Here is a 17,966-nt window from a genome sequence, read left to right as displayed (position 1 = left end):
TTGTGCTGCCCTATTGACACAAAGGCGTGGCAGGCGCACAGTTCTTTGTGTTAAACATCTGGCACAAGCAGGAGGTCGTCATGCTGGCTCTCTATCCCTTGTCCGTCGTGGTCGTCGTGCTGGTCGTCGCCTGCCTCGTGGCCGCGCTGGTCCTCAGCCTCGGCGGGCGCCCGGTGGTCGTCGACGACCATCTCGGACGTCTCCTGCGTGCTCAGGCTCTCGTCCGACGTTCTCGCCTCCTGGCCGTCCTGCTCGGGCTGCTGGCGGTGGTGGGGCTCGCCGCCACGGGCCGCGGTCGGCTGATCGCGACGGCACCGGTGGCCGGGGTGGTCGTCGGCCTGCTCACCCTGGTCCTCGGTCAGCTCTCCATCGGCCGTATGGCGACGGGCCCCGCCGCCGGGCTCGAGCACCGGCGGGTGAGGGACTACGTGCCGCGCGGCCAGGCGGTGGTGTCCGGGATCCTGGCGCTCGCCCTGCTGGCGGCCGTGATCATCGGCCTGCGCCTGCAGGGGACCGACGGGCGGCAGCTGACCTATGCCTGCACGACGCCCGAGGGCTGGGCCGCGAGCGGGGGCTCGAGCCCGTGGTTCGGCTCGTTCTACCTCGCCCCGGCGCTGCTGGTCTGGCTCGTCGGTCTCACCGCCACGGCCTGGGGTCTGCGCCTCGTCGCGGGGCGTCCGCGTGACGGCAGTGACGCCGACCTGGTGCGGGCGGACGACGCGCTCCGACGGTGGTCCGCCGGGGCGCTGGTCGCCGGCGCCGGGCTGGCCTCCGGGGCGCTGGCGGGGCCGGCCCTGCTGACCTCCTGGATGCGTCTGGCCCACGCCGGGGACGGGATGTGCGCGAGCAACCCCTTCGGCGCATCAGGGACCGTCGTCGGTGGCCTCGCCGCCGTTGTGACGGTGCTGACCCTGTGGAGCCTCGTGAGGGTCCTTGCCCCGCACCGGGTCTCGTTGGTGGCACGTCCTGTCACCGGGGTGTCGGCATGAGCGTGGGTCTGCGGGTCGACGCGGGCGACCCCACGCCGCCCTACGAGCAGCTGCGGCGCCAGGTGCTGGTGCACGTGGCGACCGGTGTCGTGACCGAAGGGGCGCGGATGCCGCCCGTGCGGCAGCTGGCCGCCGACCTCGGGGTGGCGGCGGGGACGGTGGCGCGGACCTACAAGGAGCTGGAGGCGTCCGGGATCGTGCGGACGGCCCGCCGCGCCGGGACGACGATCGCCGCGGGTGCCGCCGAGCTCGCTCGCTCGTCGCTGGCCGTGGCCGACTCGGGGCCCGGGGTGGACGAGCTGGCGCTGGGTTTCGTGGCGACGGCGCGCGCGGCGGGGGCAGACGACGCGGCCATCGAGGCGGCCGTGCGCTCCGCCCTCTCGCGCCCCTGACCTCCCACCCCGCGCCCCCGCACAATGACCCCGATCGTGAGGGTTCCTTCCAGCATTCTTGGACGAGACGCTCACGATCGTGGCGGGGGCGGGGGACGTGCGCGGGGGCACGTGCGCGGGATCAACCGAGTCGGAGCTCGCGCCCCAACCCCGCCACGGCGTCCTCGCGGTGGCTCACCATCACCAGCGTCCGCCCCTCGCGCGCGGCGAGCAGGTCGTCGAGCACCTCGGTGGCGGTGGCGTGGTCGAGGTGGGCGGCGGGCTCGTCGAGCAGCATCACGGGCCGCCCCGAGAGGATCGCGCGAGCCAGCCCGAGGCGGGCGCGTTCGCCGCCGGAGACGCCGCGGTGGCCGGTGCCGAGCATCGTGTCGAGCCCCTCGGGCAGCCCGCGCAGCCACCCGCCGAGCCCGGCGCGCTCCAGGGCCGCGGTCACCTCGTCGTCCGTGGCGGACGGGCGGGCGAGACGGAGGTTCTCGCGCACGGTCGACGCAAAGACGTGCGGCTCGTCGTCCAGCACCGCGACCCGCGCGCGCAGCGACTCGACGGACGCGGACCGGCTGTCCAGGCCGTCGAGGCGATAGCTCCCGGACGCCGGGTCGAGGTGGGTCGCGAGCACGGCGAGCAGCGTGGACTTGCCGGCGCCGTTGGGCCCGGTGATCACCACGGACTCGCCGGGCTCGATGGCGGCGGTGACGGGTCCGACGGCGTCGCGGTCCGCCGTCCAGCGCGCCGTCACCTCGTCCAGAGCCAACCGCGGCGGTATGCCGGAATCCCCTGGCGCCTCGACGGATCCGTGCACTCCGAGGGGCGCGTCCTGGGCGAGGAGGCGGTCGAGGCGGACCCGGCTCCCGTCGGCGCGGGCCCAGGCGCCCATGGCGTCCGGCAACGGCGTGAACGCATCGGCCGCCGCCACGGGGGTCAGCACGAGCAGGGCCGCGATGGCGTCGTTGAACCCGCCCGCCACCAGCCCATGTGCGTGCACCGCCATCGCGACCGTGCCTGCGCCGCAAGCGATCCCGGTGAGTGCCATGCCGAGGGCTCGTCCCCGCGCCCGCCGGGCGTTGGCCGCGGCCAGCCGGGCCTGCGCGTCCTGGATCCACACGCCCGACGCGGAGGTCGCCCCGATCGCCTGCAGCTCCAGCGCATTCGCGGTGACCAGGCCGGCGACGCGGGTCACCTCGGCGCGGGCGTCGAGCCAGTCCCGTTGCGCCGCGCGCTCGCTCGCGAGGACGAGCCACGCCACGAGCCCGCACGCCACGAGCACGGCGGCGACGATCACCGCCCCGACATAGCTGAACAGCGCCGTCGCCAGCACCGTCAGCAGCCCCGCGACGAGGGATCCGAGCACGGGGACGACGACGCGGATCTCGGCATACACGCGGTCCTCGAGATCGTCGACCGCGCCGCCCAGGACCTCGCTGCGCGAGCGCCGCCCGAGCCGGGCGGGCGTGAGCGGCACGAGCGCGTCGTAGGCCGCGACCCGCTGCTCCGCCAGGTCGCCCAGCGCGGCGTCGTGCGACCGCACCCGCTCCCAGTAGCGGAACACCGGCCGCGCCATCCCGAACGCCCGCACCGCCACGATCGCCGCCATCAGCGTGAGGATCTGCGGCCGGTGGGAGGCGGCGACGATCAGCCAGCCGGAGGTCGTGGTGAGCGCGATCCCGCTGGCGGTGGCCAGCCCGCCGATGATCGCGGAGCCCCGGATGCCGGGGGGCGTTCGCCATACCGAGCTCATCGCGCGACCTCCTGGGCGACGGGGGAGAGGGTGACGTGCTGGTCGGCGTGCGCGACGAGACTGGGGCGGTGAGTGACGACGACGACCGCCCGGTCGCGCGCGAGCGAGCGCACGACGTCGTCGATCAGGGCGGTGGACGTGGGGTCGAGGTGGGCGGTGGGTTCGTCGAGCGCGACGAGCGGCGCCGACGAGAGCAGGGCCCGCGCCACCCCGAGGCGGGCGCGCTGCCCCGCCGACAGCCCGAACCCGTCGTCCCCCAGCGGCGTCCCGAGCCCATCCGGCAGCCGGCGCACCAGGTCCTCCAGGCCGACCTGCCGCAGCGCCGACCACAGACGGTCGTCGGTCGCCTCGTCGGTCGCGTCGCCGGCGAGGGTGAGGTTGCTGCGGATCGAGCCGGCGGTCAGGAACGGGCGCTGGGTCACGAGGTGCGAGGCGATGGGGGAGGCCTGGCCGGTGGTGGGTTCGCGCAGCCCGCAGAGCAGCTCGAGGGCCGTGGTCTTGCCCGTGCCGGACGGGCCGGTCACCACCGTCAGGCCGCGGGGGACGCGCAGGGTGAGGTCGCGGAGCACGTCGCGGCCGGTCCCGGGGTAGCGATAGGCGACGTCCTCCAGCCCTGCCTCCCACCCTCGTCGACTGGTCAGCTCTGGACCCACTCGTCGACTGCTCAGTTCCGGACGGGTTGGGGTGTGGGCATCTGACCGGTCGGTGGGGGTGGGGGACGTCGACGTCAGGATGTCCTCGAGCGCCTGCGCCCCGTCCGCGGCCGCGTGGAACTCCTGCCCCACCCGCCGGATCGGCCAGTACGCCTCGGGCGCCAGCAGGATCGCCGCCAGGCCCGGCCCCAGCTCGATCGAGCCCCAGGTCAGGCGGATCCCGACCGACACGGCCACCAGCGCGACCGAGATCGTGGCGAGCAGCTCCAGCGCCGCGGAGGACAGGAAGGCCAGCTTCAGCGTCGCCACGGTCGCGGTCCGGTGCCGCTGCGAGACCTCGCGGATCGTCGCGCTCTGGCGGCTCGCCCGGCCGTATGCCGAGAGCGTCGGCAGCCCGCGCATCATGTCCAGGAAGTGCCCCGCGAGGGCGGCCATCGCGCGCCACCGCCGGTCCGAGGCGTCGGCGGTCGCCTTGCCGATCAGCGCGGCGAAGACCGGCAGCAGCGGCAGCGTCAGCACCACGATCAGCGCCGACCACAGGTCCACGAACGCCAGCGTCACGACGGCCAGCACCGGCAGCACGGCGGCGGCCACGAGTGCGGGCAGGTAGCGCGCGACATACGTCTCGACGCTGGTCGCCCCCTGGGTGGCGAGGGTCTGGGCCGCGGCCGGCTCGGGTCGCTGGTCGGCGGACCGGGCCAGCCACGTGCGCAGCAGCAGCGTTCGCAGGCCGGCGCTGACCTCGGTGCCGGCCCAGGACGAGACGAGCTCGGTCGCGCCGGTGAGCAGGGCGCGCACCACGAGCACGGCGGCCAGGAGCCCGAGGGGTCCCCACAGGGCCGTATGCCGTGCCACCGCCACCACGACCGCCGCCACCGCGAAGGCCTGCACGATGGCCGCGACGCCCTGCGCCACCCCGATGGCGCCGAGGGCCAGGACGGGTCGGCGGGCACCGGGCAGCAGCCGTAGCAGGCGGGAGTCGAACGGCTTCACGTGGTCGTGCTCCTCGTCGTCTCATCCCCCACGACGATCGTGAGGGTCTCGCCCAACATCGTTGGACGAAACCCTCACGATCATCGGGAGGTGCGGGCGGACCCGGCGGACCCGGCGGACTCAGCGGTCGCGGTGCGCTCCGCCGACCTCGCCTGCCGCCACGTGCTCGGCCTCCAGCTCGCCCACCTCGCGCGGCTCGTGCGCGGGCGGGATGTGGTGGGTGGAGATGCGCTTGCGGAAGATCCAGTAGGTCCACGCGGTGTAGGCGAGCACGATCGGCGTGAAGACCACGGCGGCGCCCGTCATGATCTTGAGCGTCAGGTCGGTGCTGGCGGCGTTCTCGTGGGTGAGGCTCCAGGCCGGGTCGGTCGAGGAGGGCATCACGTCGGGGAACAGCGCGGTGAACAGCGCCCACACGGCGAGCGCGATCGCGGCGGCGGTGCCGGTGAAGGCCAGCCCGTCACGGCCGAGGCGCGTCATGAGCAGGCCCACGACGAGCGCCACGGCGGCGAGGACCGCGAGGATCCACGAGCCGGTGTTGCCGGTCAGCATCATCACCCAGACGAGGAAGACGACGGCGACGACGGCCGCGGCGATGCCGACCTTCCAGGCGAGGGCCCGCGCCTCCTCGCGGATCTCGCCGCTCGTCTTGAGCGCGACGAAGACCGCACCGTGGGTGAGGAAGAGCAGCAAGGTGGTCACGCCGCCGAGCAGCCCGAGCGGGTTGAGCAGGGTGAACAGGTTGCCGGTGTACTCCTTGTCGGCGTTGATCGGGACGCCCGCCACGATGTTGGCGAACGCGACGCCCCACAGCAGCGCGGGCAGGAACGAGCCGACGATGATGCACAGGTCCCAGTTGCGACGCCACTGGTCGTCGTCGCGCTTGTGGCGGTACTCGAAGCCCATGTTGCGGATGATCAGGGCGACCAGGATCAGCAGCAGCGGCAGGTAGAACCCCGAGAACAGCGTGGCGTACCAGTGCGGGAAGGCCGCGAAGGTGGCGCCGCCCGCCGTGAGGACCCACACCTCGTTGCCGTCCCAGTGCGGGCCGATGGTGTTGAGCAGGACGCGGCGGCGGTTGTCGGTGTCGAGCTCGTCGCGGCCCTTGCCGAGGATCGGCAGGAGCATGCCGACGCCGAAGTCGAAGCCCTCGAGGACGAAGTAGCCGGTCCACAGGACGGCGATGAGGATGAACCAGATGACGGTGAGTTCCATGGTGTCTCTCCAACGTCCTCAGTAGGCGAAGACGAGGGGCTTGTCCTCGCCGCTCTCGGCCGGGGTGTCGGTGTCGGCCGGCTCCGCGCCGACGCGGGTGTACTTCAGGAAGAGCTTGACCTCGACGACCATCAGCGCGCCATACAGCAGCGTGTAGACGGCCATCGAGACGAGCACGGACCAGGCGGGCACGGACGGGCTGACGCCGTTGGCCGTCGTCATCTCGCCGAAGACGATCCACGGCTGGCGACCCACCTCGGTGAAGATCCAGCCGAACGAGATCGCGAACACCGGCAGCAGCGGGCTCCAGATCACGACGTGCCGCCACCAGCGGCCGCTCGGCGGGGTCGTGCCCTTGCGGGTCGCCCACAGCGCCAGCGCCGAGAGCGCCATCGACACGAAGCCGACGCCCATCATCAGGCGGAAGGTCCAGTAGGTCGTCGGGATGTTGGGCACGTAGTTGGTGGCCTTGTCCGCCGTGCGGGCGTTTCCGGCATACCTCTGCTGGTAGTCGGCCTGGACGTCGCGGATGCCCTTGACCTCGCCGCCGAACGACCCGGTCCCGAGGAAGCTGAGCAGGCCGGGGACCTCGATGACGCGGGTGGCGTTCTGCCCGTCGAGGGAGCCGATCGTCAGGATCGAGAACGGCGCGGACTTCTCCGTGTGGTAGAGGCCTTCGGCGGCCGCCATCTTCATGGGCTGCACCTCGGTCATGACCTTGCCCTGCAGGTCGCCGGTGACGACGACGCCGAGCGAGGCGACGAGGGAGACGATCGCGCCGACGCGGACGGCCTTGCGGTACATCTCGCGGTCACGGTCGGCGATCGGGCCCCGCCGCAGGTAGTGCCACAGCGCCACGCCGACGACGACGGCGCCGCCGGTCATGTAGGAGCTGAGGATCACGTGCGGGAAGGTCACGAGCTGGACCTTGTTGACCAGCACCGCGACGAAGTCGGCCATCTCGGCGCGCCCCGACTCGGGGTTGAACCGGTAGCCGACGGGGTTCTGCATGAACGAGTTGGCGGCGAGGATGAAGTAGGCGGACAGCACGGTGCCGATGTGGACGATCCACATCGTCCACGCGTGCAGCCGCTCCGGGATCCGGCCCCAGCCAAAGATCCACAGGCCGAGGAAGGTCGACTCGAGGAAGAACGCGAGCAGCGCCTCGAACGCCAGCGGGGCGCCGAAGATGTCGCCGACGAACCGCGAGTAGTCCGACCAGTTCATCCCGAACTGGAACTCCTGGACGATGCCCGTCACCAGGCCGAGCGCGAAGTTGATCGTGAAGAGCTTGCCGAGCCACTTGGTGAGCCGCAGGTACTCGGGCTTGCGGGTCCGCACCCAGGCGGTGTGGTAGCCGGCGACGATCGCCGACAGGCCGATGGTGATCGGCACGAAGAGGAAGTGATAGACGGTGGTGATGGCGAACTGCCATCGCGCAAGGTCCAGGTTGTCCATGACATCTCCGGAGGTCAGACCTTTGGGTTACCCGTCGAGCCTACTCAGAGCAGGACATGCGCCCGACCCGGTCCGGGGTTCGCAACCCGCCCGTGACCTGCGGTTTTAGGCAACATCAGCGTTGTGCAAATCGGCAGTGACGCCGTATGCCGGTCCGCCCGTGAGGTATTCGCGAACGGCGTCATCGCGGCGCCGACCCCGCCTCACGCCGCTTGTGACAGACTTCACAAGCTCAGGACCGTATGCCGATCCGGCCGCCGGTCAGGGTGTTTCACCCCATCACTCATTCGACGGAGAGCGTCGGTTCGGCCAACTCCCGGCACCCTGCAGCATCCGACACCGGCCTCGTGGCTCCGTCGGTCTGCCGAGCTGCGCGGAATGGCCCGTTGTCAGGGGCGGGCCTTCTCGGTTCTCGCAACACCCAGGGATGGGAGTTGTTGGACCGTGTCGATCTCGGAGTGGAAGCAGGCGTCCGTCATACGGCCGACGACCCTCAGCTGGGGTAGCCCTCGGGGTTGCCGGACTGCCAGCGCCAGGTGTCGGCGCACATGTCGTCCACCGTCTTGGTGGCGTGCCAGTCGAGCTCGGCGTTGGCGCGGGACGGGTCGGCGTAGGACGCGGCGATGTCGCCGGGGCGGCGCGGGGCGACCTTGAACGGCAGCTCGCGACCCACGGCGCGGCTGAAGGCCGCGAGCATCTCCTTGACCGAGGTGCCGTGGCCGGTGCCGAGGTTCCAGGTGGACACGGGGTCGCTGACCTCGCCGAGGCGGCGCAGCGCGGCGACGTGGCCCGCGGCGAGGTCCTCGACGTGGATGTAGTCGCGCAGACCCGTCCCGTCGGGGGTGTCGTAGTCGTCGCCGAAGATGTTGAGGTGCTCGCGCCGCCCGACGGCGACCTGGGCGATGAAGGGAACGAGGTTGTTGGGGATGCCCTGCGGGTCCTCGCCGATCGTGCCGGACGGGTGGGCGCCCACGGGGTTGAAGTAGCGCAGCAGCGCGATCCGCATCTGCGGGTCCGCGACCGCGACGTCGCGCAGGATCTGCTCGATCATCACCTTGGTCCAGCCATAGGGGTTGGTCGCCGAGGTCGGGAAGTCCTCCTTCATCGGGACGGGCGCATCCTCGCCGTACACCGTTGCGCTGGAGGAGAACACGAGCTTCTTGACGCCATGGCGCTGCATCGCCCGCACGAGGGAGAAGGTCGAGCCGAGGTTGTTCTCGTAGTACTCGAGCGGCTTCTCGACGGACTCTCCGACGGCCTTGAAGCCCGCGAAGTGGATGACCGCGTCGAACCGCTCCGTGGCAAAGAGGTGCTCGGTCTTGTCCCGGTCGGTCAGGTCGAAGCCGTGCACCTCGATCGGCTGCCCCGCGAGGGCCTCGAGCCGGGCCATCACGGACGGCTTGGCGTTGGAGAAGTTGTCGACCACGACCACGTCGTGACCGGCGGCAAGGACCTGGAGGGTGGTGTGCGAGCCGATGTAGCCGGCGCCACCGCTGACGAGAACGCGCATGCTCCCCACCCTAGGGGTCCCGCCTACGAGCACGCTGTGGGACGGGTCGCACGCCGCCGAGCGATAGGGCTAAGGTTTGCCTAACTTAGGTAAGCCTTACCGACGATTGGACCTCTCGTGCCCCTGACCCGCCGTTCCCTGCTGGTGCTCACCTCCGCGACGCTCACCTCGGCCGTCACCCTCGCGGCCTGCGGCTCCGGCGCCGGCTCCACGAGCTCCGGCTCCGCCTCCGCCGGCGGCGCGACGTCCGGGGCTACGTCCCAGGGCGCCGCCGAGCCGGGCGCCTTCCCGGTGACCATCAAGCACGCCTTCGGCGAGACCACGATCAGCAAGGAGCCGACCAAGGTCGCGACCGTGGGCTGGGTCGACCAGGACATGGCCGTCTCGCTCGGGGTGGTGCCGGTGGGCGCGACCGCGATGACGTGGGGCGGCAATGCCGGGAAGTCCACCGACTGGTTCGACGCGGCCGTGGCGAAGCTGGGCGGCAAGGCCCCCACGCGCTATGACGACACGGACGGCATACCGGTCACCGAGATCGCCACGCTGGCCCCGGACGTCATCCTGGCCACCAGCTCCGGCCTGACCAAGGCGGACTACGACAAGCTGTCCAAGATCGCGCCGGTCGTCGCCCAGCCGGGTGCCCCGTGGGTGACGCCGTGGACGACCTCGCTGGAGACGGTCGGCAAGGCCCTCGGCCGCCCCACCAAGGCCACCGCCGTCCGCGCGCAGACCGACAAGGTCGTCGCGGACGCCAAGGCGGCCCACCCCGAGCTCGCCGGCAAGACCATGGTCTTCGCCTACCTCACCACGACCGACCTGTCGCAGATCGGCATCTACGGCAAGGAGGACAACCGGGTCCGCGCCCTGGAGGCCTTCGGCCTGAGGAGCGCTCCGATCGTGAGCTCCGCGGTCAAGCCGGGCCAGTTCTACGGCAACGTCTCCGCCGAGCAGGCCTCGACCATCCAGTCCGACGTGCTCCTGTCGTATGCCGAGAAGCCCACCGACATCGCGGCGTTCACGGCCAACCCGCTGATCGGCCAGATCCCGGCGCTGAGGTCGGGGCACGCCTATGCCGAGGTGGACAAGCAGATCGGCCTCTCGGTCACCAACCCCAGCCCGCTGTCCATGCCGGTCATCGTCGACAAGTACCTCCCCGGCGTGGTCAAGGCCGTCAAGGGCGCATGAGTCGCCCCGCCCCGGCGACGACCGCGCGAGCCCTCGCCCCGCCGGGCGTCCGCCTCCCGGCGGCCGCGCGGGCCCTCACCCCGTTGTTGCTCCTGCTGGTCGCGCTCGCGGCGTCGCTGCTCGTCGGCTCGCGCGCGGTGGCGCCGAGCGCCCTGATCGACGCCGCCCACCCCCTGCACGCCATCGCGATGGCCCGGGTCGACCGGACGGTGCTCGCCGTCGTCGTGGGGGCGGCGCTCGGGTTGTCGGGGACCTGCTTCCAGGGGCTGACCCGCAACCCCCTGGCGGACCCCGGCATCCTCGGGGTCTTTGCCGGGGCGTCCCTCGCGATGGTGGTGGCGATCAGCGTCCTCGGGGTGTCGGCACCGGCCGTGCACGTGACGGCGGCGTTCGTCGGGGCGGCGGTCGCCGCGGTCGTGGTCCACCTGCTCGCCGCCGTCTCCCGCGGCGGCCTGCGCCCTGGGTCGGTCACCATCGCCGGCGCCGCCGTGACCGCCGCCCTCACCTCGATCTCGACGGCCCTGCTGCTGGGGGACCGCGGGACGCTGCAGGCCTACCGCTTCTGGCAGGTGGGGACGATCGGTGGGCGGGACCTCGGCCTGCTCGGCGTCGTCGGCCCGCTGCTCGTCGTCGGCGCTCTGTTGTCCCTGGTGCTCGCCCGGCGCCTTGACGCGCTGGCGCTCGGCGACGACGCCGCCGCCGCCCTCGGCACCCACCCGACCCGCGCCCGCTGGGCCGTCGGGGCGGTGGCCGTGCTCCTCGCGGCCGGGGCGACGGCCCTGGCCGGGCCGGTCGGTTTCGTGGGGCTGCTGGTCCCGCACGCCGCCCGGGCCCTCGTCGGCCCGGCCCACGGCCGCCTGCTGCCGCTCAGCGCCGTCCTGGGGGCCGCGCTGGTGGCCGCCGCCGACACCCTCGGACGCGTGGTCCTGCCGCCGTCGGAGGTGCAGGTGGGGATCATGACCGCGATGGTCGGCCTGCCCGGCTTCGTGTGGGCCCTGCGACGGGGGCGGCTGTGAGCACCCTCGCCGTGCGGGAGGCGGCGACCCGCGACGCGCGCCGGACCCTGAGCCGGCGCGCCCACCACCGCCTGCTCGTCGGCGCCCTCGCCGTCCTCGCGCTCGGCCTGGCCGTCGCACGAGCCCTGCTGGGGGACATGGTGATCCCCGTCGCCGACGCCGTCGCGATCCTGCGCGGCGAGGTCATCCCGGGGGCGAGCTTCATCCTGATGGAGAGCAGCCTGCCGCGCGCCGTCCTCGGCCTGCTCGCCGGCGCCGCGTTCGGCGCGGCCGGCGCGATCTCCCAGACCGTCCTGCGCAACCCGCTCGCCAGCCCCGACATCGTGGGCGTCGGCATGGGCGCCTCCACCGCCGCGGTCGTCGGCATCGTCGTCCTCGGCGTCAGCGGGCCTGCGCTGTCCCTCCTCGCGGTGGCGGGCGCCCTGGTCGTGGCCGTGCTCGTGCGGGTCGTCGCGCAGTCCACCGGCGAGCGCCTCGTGCTCGTCGGCGTCGGCGTCTCCTCGGTCCTGTCGTCGGTGGTCCACTACCTGTTCACCCGCGCCGACGAGCACGACACCCAGCTCGTGCTCCGCTGGCTGACCGGCAGCCTCGGCCAGGCCGACTGGTCGACGATCCGGTGGCTCGTGATGACGTCGGTCGCGGCATACGTGCTGCTGTGGCTCGCGAGCCGGGACCTGCCCGCCCTGCAGCTCGGCGACGACCTGGCCCTCGGGCTCGGGGGACGTCGGCACGCGGCAGACCTGCTCCTCGCCGTCGCCGTCGTCGTGCTCGCGCTCGCGGTGGCGGCGGTGGGGCCGATGGCCTTCGTGGCCTTCCTGGCCGGGCCGATCGCGCGGGCCCTGGACCGCGGTCGCCCGACGATCGTCGGCGCGGCCCTCGTCGGCGCGGTCGTGGTGGTCGCGGCCGACCTCGTCGGCGGCCACGTCATCCCCGACGTCCACCTGCCCGCCGGCGTCGTCACCGGCCTCACCGGCGCCCCCGTCCTGCTCTGGCTGCTGACCCGCGGCCGCACCGAAGGAAGCCTCCGATGACCCGACTCGCCACCCGCGACCTCACGCTCGGCTACGGCGGGGAGCCGGTCGTGCGCGACCTCACGCTCGCCATCCCCGACGGCCGCGTCACCGTCGTCGTCGGCCCCAACGCCTGCGGCAAGTCGACGCTGCTGCGCGGCCTCGCCCGGCTGCTGCGCCCGCGCTCGGGCGCCGTGCTGCTCGACGGTCGCCCGATCCACGAGCAGCCCACCCGGACCGTGGCCCGCGCTCTCGCCCTGCTGCCCCAGCACCCCGTCGCCCCCGACGGCGTCACCGTCGCCGAGCTGGTCGCCCGTGGCCGCCACCCGCACCAGGGGCTGTGGCGCCGGCACACGGCCCACGATGCCGAGGCCGTCGAGCGGGCCCTCGCCGAGACCGGCACCACCGCGCTCGCCGACACCCCCGTCGTCGAGCTGTCCGGCGGCCAGCGCCAGCGCGTGTGGATCGCCATGGCCCTCGCGCAGGAGACCGACCTGCTGCTGCTCGACGAGCCCACGACCTACCTCGACCTCACCCACCAGCTCGAGATGCTCGACCTGGTCGCCGCCCTCGACGCCGAGCGGGGCACCACCGTCGTCATGGTGCTGCACGACCTCGGCCTGGCGGCGCGGTATGCCGACCACCTCGTCGCCATGCGCGGCGGCGTGGTCGCGGCGCAGGGCGCACCCGCCGACGTGCTGACCGAGGAGCTGGTCCGCGACGTGTTCGCCCTGGACGCGCGCGTGATCGCCGACCCCGAGTCCGGGACCCCGCTCGTGGTGCCCCGCTGCTCGCCCCACCGCCCGTCCTGGACGGCGTCCGACCCGCGTTCCGGGCGTTCCCGGCATACGACCGGTTGGTCGCCGAGGGCCACGGGCAATGAGAGGGTGAGTGCATGGTCAACCGGCCGCGAGGCCAGGAAGGGGAGCACATGCCCACCACCGTCAAGGGAGTGATCTCCCGAGCCAAGGGCGAGCCGGTCGAGCTCGTCGACATCGTGATCCCCGACCCAGGGCCGGGCGAGGCCGTCGTCGACGTCCAGGCCTGCGGCGTCTGCCACACCGACTACCACTACCAGCAGGGCGGGATCAACGACGAGTTCCCCTTCCTGCTCGGGCACGAGGCCGCCGGCCGCGTCTCGGCCGTCGGGGAGGGCGTGACCGAGGTCGCCGTCGGGGACTTCGTGATCCTCAACTGGCGCGCCGTGTGCGGGGAGTGCCGGGCCTGCCGCCGCGGGCGTCCGTGGTACTGCTTCGCCACGCACAACGCCAAGCAGCGGATGACCCTCACCGACGGCACCGAGCTGACCCCTGCGCTGGGGATCGGGGCCTTCGCGGAGAAGACGCTGGTCGCGGCCGGTCAGTGCACGCGCGTGGACGAGCGCGCCGGCGCCGAGGCGGCGGGTCTGCTGGGCTGCGGCGTCATGGCCGGGCTGGGCGCCGCGATCAACACCGGCGGCGTCGGTCGTGGCGACTCCGTGGCCGTCATCGGCCTCGGGGGCGTCGGTATGGCGGCCGTCGTCGGCTCGCATCTCGCGGGCGCGGCCAAGATCATCGGCATCGACCTGGACCCCCGCAAGCGTGAGAAGGGGCGCTCGATGGGGGCGACGCACACCATCGACCCGGCCGACGGCGACGTCGTCGAGGCGGTGCGCGCGCTGACGGACGGCAACGGCGCGGACGTCGTCATCGATGCGGTGGGTCGCCCCGAGACCTACGAGCAGGCGTTCTACGCACGCGATCTCGCGGGGACCGTGGTGCTCGTGGGGGTGCCGACACCGGAGATGCGGATCGAGCTGCCGCTGCTCGACGTCTTCGGTCGTGGCGGGTCGCTCAAGTCCAGCTGGTATGGCGACTGCCTGCCCTCTCGCGACTTCCCCATGCTCATCGACCTCTACCTGCAGGGGCGGCTCGACCTGGACGCGTTCGTGTCCGAGACGATCGGGCTGGGCGACGTCGAGGAGGCCTTTGCCACCATGAAGCGTGGTGACGTCCTCCGCTCGGTGGTGACGCTCTGATGGCCGGCGACGTGCAGGTCCAGCAGCTCGTCACGTCGGGGACGTTCTCCCTCGACGGGGGCACCTGGGACGTCGACAACAACGTGTGGATCGTCGGCGACGATGACGAGTGCGTGGTCTTCGACGCCCCGCATGACGCCTCGGCCATCGTCGCCGCCGTCGGCGAGCGTCGGCTGGCGGCGATCGTGTGCACGCACGCGCACGACGACCACGTCAACCAGGCGGCCGCTCTCGCGGAGGCCACGGGCGCCCCGATCTGGCTCAACCCGCACGACCTCGAGCTGTGGCAGCAGACCTATGACACGCGCCAGCCCGACGAGGACATCGTCGACGGCACCGAGATCACCGTGGGCGGGGTGACGCTGCGGGCGATCGCGACGCCGGGGCACACGCCGGGCGGCACCTGCTTCTACAGCGAGGAGCTGGGGTGCGTGTTCAGCGGTGACACCCTCTTCCAGGGAGGCCCGGGCGCCACGGGACGGTCGTTCTCGTCATACGACACCATCGTCGACTCGATCCGCACCAGGCTCTTTGCGCTGCCCGACGACACGATCGTGCACACCGGGCACGGCCCGGACACGACCATCGGCGCGGAGCGGGCCGGCGCCGACGGGTGGGAGGACCCCAGCGCCGCCTAGGGTGGGGCCATGGCCTACTACGCAGTCCGCTACTCCTACTCCGACGACCCCCGCCTCGACGAGATCCGGCCCGAGCACCGCGCGTTCCTCGGCCGGCTCGCCGAGGCGGGGTCGCTGCAGGCGTCCGGTCCCTACGTCGACGTGAAGCCGGCGTCGGCGCTGCTGATCCTCCGCGCCGACAGCGCCGACGAGTTGCGCTCGCTGCTGGAGGACGATCCCTTCCAGCAGCACGGGCTCGTCGCGGGGATCGACGTCACCGAGTGGAACCCCGTCATCGGCGTCTTCGCCGCCCAGCCCTGACCCGCCGGGGGCCGAGGCATCGGCCGGCCTTCGTTCGCCAGGCTGATGCCTCGGCCCCCGGTAGGTTCTGGCCATGAGCGAGCCGCAGGGCACCGACGTCGACGTCGACTGGGCCGTCGCCCGGGACGCCAACCGCGCGCTGCGCCGAGGACCCGGCATACCTCTCCACCGTGGTCAGCGACGACCTGCCCGTCCTCGCCGCCCACCTGCCGCAGGGCTCGCTGCGCGGCCTCGACGTCGTGCACCTGCAGTGCCACATCGGCACCGACCCATCAGCGAGCCCTGACGCGCCTGTTGGCCCCACCCCGCGGCATCGGGTGAGTCTGCTGCGGGTAGGCGAGCAGTGAAGTCACCCGATCGCGACCGGGAAGGTCAGGGTCGGAGGGCGGGTAGGACGGCGTCGGCCTTGAGCAGCATCTCGTCGGTCTCGGCCTGCGGGTCCGAGTCCAGGACGATCGCCCCGCCCGCGCCGATCTCGACCTGCCCGTGGTGCATGACGGCGGTGCGGATCACGACGGACAGGTCCACCGCGCCGCTGCGGTCGATGAAACCCAGTGCCCCTGAGTAGATCCCGCGCGCCCGTGCCTCGAGCTCGTCGATGATCTGCATGGTGCGGTGCTTGGGGGCGCCCGTCATCGACCCGCCGGGGAAGCACGCCTCGACGGCGTCGATCGCGGTGCGGTCCTCGGCAAGCCGCCCGCGCACGGTCGTCACGAGCTGGTGCACGGTCGCGTAGGACTCGACGTGCATGAGTCGAGGCACGTGGATCGTCGCCGGGTCGCAGACGCGTGACAGGTCGTTGCGCAGCAGGTCGGCGATCATGAGGTTCTCGGCACGGGTCTTGGCGTCGGCGGCGAGATCGGCTGCGGCACGGGCATCGTGGGTGGGGTCGGTATGACGCCTTGCCGTCCCCTTGATCGGCTTGGTGGACACCTCGCCGTCACGCGTCACGCGCAGGAACAGCTCGGGGCTGGCCGACAGGACGTGCCGGTCCCCGAGGCGGAGGTAGGCCGCGTGCGGGGCCGGGTTGAGCCGGCGCAGCCGCAGATAGATGTCGAACGGGTCGTCGTGCGACTCCGCGAGAACCGTGTCGGTCAGGCAGATCTCGTAGGACTCGCCGCGCCGCAGCGCGTCGAGGCAGGCCTCGACGTCCTGGCGGTACTGCTCCACGCTGCGCACGAGAAGCGTTGCTGCGCGACGGGACCCGTCGGGCGGGGTGCCCGGCCATCCGGGCCGTGGCGGGTGATGCGGGCAAGGCGGACGAGCAGCGTTGATGTGCAACGTCTCCCGCGCCCACGCCAGCCATGCTGCGGCGCCCGAGCCGTGCGCGACGAGCCATGCGGCACCGGTCGCGTGGTCGATGACGAGCAGCCGGTCACAGCGCATCCACACGGCGTCGGGGTGCTGCGACACGTGGCGGTTGGTGGATCCGAGGTCCCCCTTGAGCTCGTAGCCGAGGTAGCCCACCCACCCGTCGACGAGCTCGAACGGCAGCCCCTCGCCTCCACCCGGCGACTGGGGACGTTCGTGCCCGGATCTCGGGCACGAACGTCCCCGTTCCGTGGCGGGCGCGAGGCGTCGGCGCAGCGCCTCCAGGATCGTCCCGTCCTCGCGGTGCTCCCGGCCACCGGCGGTGACCACGACCTGCCCCTGGCCGACGGCATACGTCAGCACCTCGCCATCGGCCCCCGGCGACCCGAGGTAGGAGAAGCGAGCCAGCCCAGGCTCGGCGCGGGCGCTGTCCAACCAGCAGGCCCAACGGGATTCGCCGAAGAGCCATGCAAAGGCGGAGCCGACGTCGCCGGGCGGCGGGACCCGCTCGACGATCACGTGGTGAGCTGCTCGGGCAGCGGCCCGGTCGTCTCATCGAGGGCGTCGCACAGCAACGAGGTGAGTCCCGCGGTCAGGGCGCCGTGGGGGGAGTGGCGGGGTCCGCCATCGGGCAGCACCCAGCTGCTCACCTGCTGGATCCCCCTGGCGGCGTTGACCGTCCACACCGGCTTGTCGAGCAGCGCGTCCACGGTGACCCGGCCGCGCCGCAGCGGGTGCGGGGTGTCGGCCAGGGAGATCTCGAGGCACTCGATGGTCACGGACGGCAGCGACAGGTCGTCGTCGGGACGCGTCACGAAGGCCTCGCCGTCCCACCACACCAGCGCCGAGTAGGTCGCCTCCATGGCTTCGGGCAGCTGCTCCTCGACCCGCCACAGCAGCGCGTCCTCGGCGCCGAGCTCGCGCGCCCGTCCCTGCAGCTGGCCTTGCACGACGAGGTCGGGGCCCTTGATGTGCGGCCACTTGCGGGGGTCCGGGACGTCGGCGACCCACAACGCGATCTCGGTGGGGGCGTCGCCGGCAGGCCGCAGCCACAGCGCGACGGCGTCGTTGTAGGCCTCCAGCCGGGGAAACCACCTGCCGGCGCGGGGGATTCGGGCGAGGACCTCGTCGACGACGACGTGCAGGTCCTGGAAGTGCACGAACAGCTCGGCCGTCGCCGCGAACCGCTGGATGTGACGCTCCGGCCGCCGCGACCGCCCCTCCTGGACGAGCCAGGAGTCGATCACCTGCGGGGGATGGTCGCCGGGGGGTTGCGGGCCCCACCACCAGCGCTCGCCGTCACGGACGGCCTCGGTCTTGTTCACCGGCGCATCGTGCCACGTATGCCGCGCCCGCCCCGCACGGGGTCACCGCTGCTCACGTCCGTCCCGCCCTGGAGAGACGACCTCCAGCCCGGCATCCGTCGCGGCGTCGATCATTTGCTGGTCATGGCTGACCACTGCGCTGAGGTCCTCGCCGAGGGCTAGTCGTAGAGGTCGGGGCGCTCGTCGATGGGGGGCAGTGTCATGGCGGCTACTTCGTCG

17 protein-coding genes are annotated in these 17,966 nt (G+C 72.5%); 10 read left to right on the top strand and 7 right to left on the bottom strand.

Annotated elements, in window-relative coordinates; translation table 11 throughout:
- Positions 1-26 precede the first annotated feature (26 nt).
- Complete coding sequence (locus tag GGG17_RS03740; RefSeq protein WP_154592440.1) at positions 27-989, top strand: hypothetical protein; 963 nt, start codon at positions 27-29, stop codon at positions 987-989.
- The gene (locus GGG17_RS03735) at positions 986-1,381 is read left to right on the top strand and encodes a GntR family transcriptional regulator (RefSeq protein ID WP_154592439.1); all 396 of its coding nucleotides are present in this window, start codon (positions 986-988) and stop codon (positions 1,379-1,381) included. The genes GGG17_RS03740 and GGG17_RS03735 overlap by 4 nt, the downstream gene beginning before the upstream one ends.
- 121 nt (positions 1,382-1,502) lie before the next feature.
- Here GGG17_RS03735 and cydC read toward each other — a convergent pair whose 3' ends face one another.
- The 5 genes from cydC to galE form a co-directional block, all read right to left on the bottom strand.
- Positions 1,503-3,116, bottom strand: coding sequence for a thiol reductant ABC exporter subunit CydC (gene cydC, locus GGG17_RS03730; protein ID WP_154592438.1), 1,614 nt, complete (start codon positions 3,114-3,116; stop codon positions 1,503-1,505).
- On the bottom strand, positions 3,113-4,762 hold the full coding sequence (cydD, locus tag GGG17_RS03725; protein WP_311966398.1) for a thiol reductant ABC exporter subunit CydD: 1,650 nt from the start codon (positions 4,760-4,762) through the stop codon (positions 3,113-3,115). Before cydD ends, cydC begins: the two co-directional genes overlap by 4 nt.
- Before the next feature lie 120 nt (positions 4,763-4,882).
- Positions 4,883-5,977, bottom strand: coding sequence for a cytochrome d ubiquinol oxidase subunit II (cydB, locus tag GGG17_RS03720; RefSeq protein ID WP_154592437.1), 1,095 nt, complete (start codon positions 5,975-5,977; stop codon positions 4,883-4,885).
- Positions 5,978-5,995: 18 nt separating this feature from the next.
- Entirely contained in the window at positions 5,996-7,435 is a 1,440-nt protein-coding gene (locus GGG17_RS03715; RefSeq protein ID WP_154592435.1) for a cytochrome ubiquinol oxidase subunit I, read from the bottom strand.
- Positions 7,436-7,928: 493 nt separating this feature from the next.
- The gene (gene galE, locus GGG17_RS03710) at positions 7,929-8,945 is read right to left on the bottom strand and encodes a UDP-glucose 4-epimerase GalE (RefSeq protein ID WP_154592434.1); all 1,017 of its coding nucleotides are present in this window, start codon (positions 8,943-8,945) and stop codon (positions 7,929-7,931) included.
- Positions 8,946-9,062: 117 nt separating this feature from the next.
- On the opposite strand from galE, the gene GGG17_RS03705 reads away from it, so the two are divergent.
- The 8 genes from GGG17_RS03705 (at position 9,063) to GGG17_RS15940 (ending at position 15,458) form a co-directional block, all read left to right on the top strand.
- Complete coding sequence (locus GGG17_RS03705; RefSeq protein ID WP_311966397.1) at positions 9,063-10,130, top strand: iron-siderophore ABC transporter substrate-binding protein; 1,068 nt, start codon at positions 9,063-9,065, stop codon at positions 10,128-10,130.
- Entirely contained in the window at positions 10,127-11,146 is a 1,020-nt protein-coding gene (locus GGG17_RS03700; RefSeq protein ID WP_154592433.1) for a FecCD family ABC transporter permease, read from the top strand. The genes GGG17_RS03705 and GGG17_RS03700 overlap by 4 nt, the downstream gene beginning before the upstream one ends.
- On the top strand, positions 11,143-12,177 hold the full coding sequence (locus GGG17_RS03695) for an iron chelate uptake ABC transporter family permease subunit (protein WP_311966396.1): 1,035 nt from the start codon (positions 11,143-11,145) through the stop codon (positions 12,175-12,177). Before GGG17_RS03700 ends, GGG17_RS03695 begins: the two co-directional genes overlap by 4 nt.
- Positions 12,174-13,112 carry an ABC transporter ATP-binding protein gene (locus GGG17_RS03690; protein ID WP_154592432.1) on the top strand — a complete coding sequence of 313 codons (939 nt, stop codon included), beginning with the start codon at positions 12,174-12,176 and terminating at the stop codon, positions 13,110-13,112. Before GGG17_RS03695 ends, GGG17_RS03690 begins: the two co-directional genes overlap by 4 nt.
- Positions 13,088-14,173, top strand: coding sequence for an S-(hydroxymethyl)mycothiol dehydrogenase (locus tag GGG17_RS03685; RefSeq protein WP_154592431.1), 1,086 nt, complete (start codon positions 13,088-13,090; stop codon positions 14,171-14,173). The genes GGG17_RS03690 and GGG17_RS03685 overlap by 25 nt, the downstream gene beginning before the upstream one ends.
- Positions 14,173-14,811, top strand: a complete 639-nt coding sequence (locus GGG17_RS03680) for an MBL fold metallo-hydrolase (protein ID WP_154592430.1) — start codon at positions 14,173-14,175, stop codon at positions 14,809-14,811. The genes GGG17_RS03685 and GGG17_RS03680 overlap by 1 nt, the downstream gene beginning before the upstream one ends.
- A gap of 9 nt (positions 14,812-14,820) precedes the next feature.
- Positions 14,821-15,111, top strand: coding sequence for a YciI family protein (locus GGG17_RS03675; protein WP_154592429.1), 291 nt, complete (start codon positions 14,821-14,823; stop codon positions 15,109-15,111).
- A gap of 170 nt (positions 15,112-15,281) precedes the next feature.
- Entirely contained in the window at positions 15,282-15,458 is a 177-nt protein-coding gene (locus GGG17_RS15940; RefSeq protein ID WP_195849103.1) for a hypothetical protein, read from the top strand.
- Between the two features lie 25 nt (positions 15,459-15,483).
- Here the strand turns inward: GGG17_RS15940 and pabB are convergent, their stop codons facing one another.
- Together pabB and GGG17_RS03660 are read right to left on the bottom strand one after the other, a co-directional pair.
- Complete coding sequence (pabB, locus tag GGG17_RS03665) at positions 15,484-16,941, bottom strand: aminodeoxychorismate synthase component I (RefSeq protein ID WP_311966395.1); 1,458 nt, start codon at positions 16,939-16,941, stop codon at positions 15,484-15,486.
- The gene (locus GGG17_RS03660) at positions 16,938-17,747 is read right to left on the bottom strand and encodes an aminotransferase class IV (protein WP_154592428.1); all 810 of its coding nucleotides are present in this window, start codon (positions 17,745-17,747) and stop codon (positions 16,938-16,940) included. The genes pabB and GGG17_RS03660 overlap by 4 nt, the downstream gene beginning before the upstream one ends.
- Positions 17,748-17,966 lie beyond the last annotated feature (219 nt).

The sequence above is a fragment of the Arsenicicoccus cauae genome (genome assembly GCF_009707125.1).
GTDB lineage: Bacteria > Actinomycetota > Actinomycetes > Actinomycetales > Dermatophilaceae > Arsenicicoccus > Arsenicicoccus cauae.
Note: the sequence above shows the minus strand (reverse complement) of the source record. Positions and strands in the feature narration are given on the sequence as shown.

Bases quoted from the DNA above. Each gene is read 5' to 3' on its own strand.
- GGG17_RS03735 (WP_154592439.1), top strand. From the start codon at position 986: ATGAGCGTGGGTCTGCGGGTCGACGCGGGCGACCCCACGCCGCCCTAC.
- cydC (WP_154592438.1), bottom strand. From the start codon at position 3,116: ATGAGCTCGGTATGGCGAACGCCCCCCGGCATCCGGGGCTCCGCGATC.
- cydB (WP_154592437.1), bottom strand. From the start codon at position 5,977: ATGGAACTCACCGTCATCTGGTTCATCCTCATCGCCGTCCTGTGGACC.
- GGG17_RS03715 (WP_154592435.1), bottom strand. From the start codon at position 7,435: ATGGACAACCTGGACCTTGCGCGATGGCAGTTCGCCATCACCACCGTC.
- galE (WP_154592434.1), bottom strand. From the start codon at position 8,945: ATGCGCGTTCTCGTCAGCGGTGGCGCCGGCTACATCGGCTCGCACACC.
- GGG17_RS03700 (WP_154592433.1), top strand. From the start codon at position 10,127: ATGAGTCGCCCCGCCCCGGCGACGACCGCGCGAGCCCTCGCCCCGCCG.
- GGG17_RS03690 (WP_154592432.1), top strand. From the start codon at position 12,174: ATGACCCGACTCGCCACCCGCGACCTCACGCTCGGCTACGGCGGGGAG.
- GGG17_RS03685 (WP_154592431.1), top strand. From the start codon at position 13,088: ATGCCCACCACCGTCAAGGGAGTGATCTCCCGAGCCAAGGGCGAGCCG.
- GGG17_RS03680 (WP_154592430.1), top strand. From the start codon at position 14,173: ATGGCCGGCGACGTGCAGGTCCAGCAGCTCGTCACGTCGGGGACGTTC.
- GGG17_RS03675 (WP_154592429.1), top strand. From the start codon at position 14,821: ATGGCCTACTACGCAGTCCGCTACTCCTACTCCGACGACCCCCGCCTC.